This window comes from Jatrophihabitans sp. (assembly GCF_035474675.1).
In the GTDB taxonomy this organism is placed as follows: Bacteria; Actinomycetota; Actinomycetes; order Mycobacteriales; family Jatrophihabitantaceae; genus Jatrophihabitans_A.
Genome location: NZ_DATINC010000015.1, coordinates 1 through 3,633 on the forward strand (window position 1 = coordinate 1; position 3,633 = coordinate 3,633).

General features: G+C 72.8%; 3 protein-coding genes. 1 reads left to right on the forward strand and 2 read right to left on the reverse strand.

Going from position 1 to position 3,633, the window contains the following annotated elements:
• Positions 1-253: 253 nt before the first annotated feature.
• Together VLJ82_RS01310 and VLJ82_RS01315 are read right to left on the reverse strand one after the other, a co-directional pair.
• Positions 254-931, reverse strand: a complete 678-nt coding sequence (locus VLJ82_RS01310; RefSeq protein WP_408661516.1) for a DUF402 domain-containing protein — start codon at positions 929-931, stop codon at positions 254-256.
• Entirely contained in the window at positions 924-1,664 is a 741-nt protein-coding gene (locus tag VLJ82_RS01315; protein WP_408661517.1) for an oxidoreductase, read from the reverse strand. Before VLJ82_RS01315 ends, VLJ82_RS01310 begins: the two co-directional genes overlap by 8 nt.
• Positions 1,665-1,783: 119 nt before the next feature.
• On the opposite strand from VLJ82_RS01315, the gene acs reads away from it, so the two are divergent.
• On the forward strand, positions 1,784-3,633 hold a 1,850-nt coding region (acs, locus tag VLJ82_RS01320; protein WP_408661518.1), incomplete at its 3' end, for an acetate--CoA ligase.

Here is a 3,633-nt window from a genome sequence, read left to right on the forward strand (position 1 = left end):
GTCGCGGATTCCGCCAGTGGGCAACTGGGTACCCACGCGGCGACAGAGCCACGCCAACGGCTGTCGACGCGGACCGTCACCGGCCCGCGCCTGACCTTGTCCAGGTGCACGCTTGGTAACCCGGCTTGACCGCAGAGGGCGTCGCGCGTCAGCGCGGCGCCCTCACCACGTCCGGCCAGCGCCCCCAGCGCGGCGCCACCCGGCCATCGGCAACCCCGGGCGCGGCGCCCTCACCAGCCCCAGCCGGCACTCGTCACCGCGACGCCCCGCCAGGCGAGGGCCAGTAGAAGTCCGGCAGCGGTTCGGGCAGTCGCGGGATCGGCCAGTCCGGGTCCGGGCGGAAGTCGCGGCAGCTCCCGTCGAACGGGAACCGCCCTTCCTCCACGTCGACCACCACCCGCCGGGCCTCCTCCCGGATCCCGGCGCTGCGGCGAGCGTCCCAGTACCCGGGCAGGCCGGTCACCGCGTCCAGCTCGGCCTCGTCCTTCCACTGCCAGACCCGATCCGGCGCCACCACGACGTCCAGCTCGTGGTCGGTCAGATCCACGCCGTACCAGTCGCCGTGCCGCCAGAATTCCGAGCGGTCCTCCAGGTTGACGTACCAGCCGCTGAATTCGCCGCCGGTGAAGAACCACCAGACCGAGTGGGCCCGCCCGGCCGGCATCCAGATCAGCACCGACCGGCCCTGCCAACTACCGGTCCGCAATTCGGCGGCGGCGAACTCCTCGGTCGGCGCGGCCCGCACCAGCGAGCCGTCCGGGCGCTGCCGGCTGGCGAAGCCGGCGCCCACCGGAAGCCAGCAGTACAGGCCCCGCGCGTCGGCGGCCACCACCCGGCAGGCCTGCAGCCACGAGGTGGCGCTCCCGCGCCGGTAGCGGCGCAGCAGCGGCTGGCCCGGCTCGATCGACCCCGGCTCCACCGGCTCAGCCACGCTGGATCGCCTCGCAGATAGCCAGCGACTCCCGGGCACCGAGTTCCAGCGCCGCGGTGCAGTGCCGGATCCAGTCCACCACCCCGTCCGGGCCGCCGTCGCGGTAGCCGGCCAGCGCGGCCGGCTCCTGATCGCGGAGTTCGAGGTGCCCGACCTCCAGCGCGACCAGCGACTTCGGGTCCAGCCCGCGCTCGATCAGGGTCAGCCGGGCCGCCGCCCGCGCCACCACTCCGGAGGCCGGTGCGAAGGCGTCCAGGCCGAGCACCTCGCCCTGCACGATCGCGGCGACCACCACCGCCGGTGCCTTGGAGACAGCCAGCACCTCGGCCAGGGTGTCGAGCCGGTGCGCCACCTCCCGGTCCGGACGCGGCCGTCCGAGCTGCTCGGCCGGCAGCAGGTCGGTGGCGGCGAGCGCGTGCAGCCGGGCCAGCGCCTGCCGCTGGGCGGCGGTCCAGGGACCGGCCAGCGCGGCGAGCTCGGTGGACACCCGCAGCGCGCCCTGCACGATCGGCTCGGTTGCGGTGCCGGCCCGGACCTCCGCCAACCCGGCCGGTGAGCCGGCCAGCACCGCCGAGGCCCACGCGCCGCGCAGCAGCGACTCGGCCGAGACGTCCGCCGAGCGGCGCCGCAGCACCCGGTGCCCGAGCACCTGGTCGACCGCCTGCCGGCTCGCGGTCACCGCCTCGGCGACACCGGGCAACTCCAGCAGCGGAGCCAACGGGTCAGGGGACACGTCAGCACACGCTAGCCAACGCCCGCACCGCCTCGGCGTCGAGGCATGGCGCCCCGGCCTTGCGCATCGCCCCGGCCGCGCTAACGTCGGCACCAGATACCGGACGGAAGAGGAGCGAGATGAGCGAGTCCAGCGATTCGAACAGCGGCCTGTCCAACCTGCTGCACGAGGACCGCCGGTTCCCGCCGTCGGAGGAGTTCGCCGCCTCGGCGAACTACACCGCCGAAGCCTACGAGCAGGCGGCGGCTGACCGGCTCGGCTTCTGGGAGGCCCAGGCCCGCCGGCTGGACTGGGACACCGAGTGGACCCAGGCGCTGGACTGGTCGAACGCCCCGTTCGCGAAGTGGTTCGTCGGCGGCCGGCTCAACGCCGCGGTCAACTGCGTGGACCGCCACGTCCGGGCCGGGCGGGGCGAGAAGGTCGCGCTGCACTTCGAGGGCGAGCCAGGCGACACCCGGACGGTGACCTACGCCGAGTTGCAGCGGCTGGTCTGCCAGGCCGCGAACGCCCTGACCGAGCTCGGCATCGGCGCCGGCGACCGGGTCGCGATCTACCTGCCGATGCTGGTCGAGGCCGTGGTCTCGATGCTGGCCTGCGCCCGGATCGGCGCCATCCACTCGGTGATCTTCGGCGGCTTCTCCGCCCAGGCGATCTATGACCGGGTGCTCGACGCCGACGCCACCCTGGTGATCACCGCCGACGGCGGTTACCGCCGCGGCTCGGTCTTCCCGCTCAAGCCGGTGGTGGACGAGGCGCTGGCCAAGTTCGACGGTGACAGCTCACCGGTCCGGCACGTGCTCGTGGTCAAGCGCGGCGGCAACGACGTGGAGCTCGCCGAGGGCCGCGACCTGTGGTGGGACGAGGTGATGGACCGGCAATCCGAGGAGCACCAGCCGGAGTTCTTCGACGCCGAGAACCCGCTGTTCATCCTCTATACCTCGGGGACCACCGGCAAGCCCAAGGGCATCCTGCACACCACCGGCGGCTACCTGACCCAGACCGCCTACACCCACCACGCCGCCTTCGACCTGCACGCCGACACCGACGTCTACTGGTGCACCGCCGACATCGGCTGGGTGACCGGGCACTCCTACATCGTCTACGGCCCGCTGGCCAACGGCACCACCCAGGTGATCTACGAGGGCACGCCGGACACCCCGCACAAGGGCCGGTTCTGGGAGATCGTGCAGAAGTACGGCGTCACCATCCTCTACACCGCCCCCACCGCGATCCGGACGTTCATGAAGTGGGGCGAGGACATCCCGGCGAAGTTCGACATGTCCTCGCTGCGGGTGCTCGGCTCGGTCGGCGAACCGATCAACCCCGAGGCCTGGATGTGGTACCGCCGGGTGATCGGCGGAGACCGGGTGCCGGTGGTGGACACCTGGTGGCAGACCGAGACCGGCGCGATCATGATCAGCCCGCTGCCGGGGGTGACGGCGGCCAAGCCGGGTTCGGCGATGCGGGCGCTGCCCGGCGTGGAGGCCGACGTGGTCGATGACCAGGGCAAGCCGGTGCCCAACGGCGGCGGTGGCCTGCTGGTGCTGACCGAGCCGTGGCCGTCCATGCTGCGCGGCATCTGGGGCGACGACGAGCGCTACCGCGAGACCTACTGGGCGCGCTTCGCCGAGCAGGGCTACTACTTCGCCGGGGACGGCGCGAAGAAGGACGACGACGGCGACCTGTGGCTGCTCGGCCGGGTCGACGACGTGATGAACGTGTCCGGGCACCGGATCTCCACCACCGAGGTGGAGTCGGCGCTGGTCTCGCACCCGTCGGTGGCCGAGGCCGCGGTGGTGGGCGCCACCGACCCGACGACCGGCCAGGGCATCGTGGCCTTCGTTATCCTCCGCGGCGAGGCCTCCGAGGGAAGCGACACGGCCGCCGAGCTACGCCAGCACGTCGCGCGGGAGATCGGCCCGATCGCCAAGCCGCGTCAGATCCTGGTGGTTCCGGAGCTGCCCAAGAC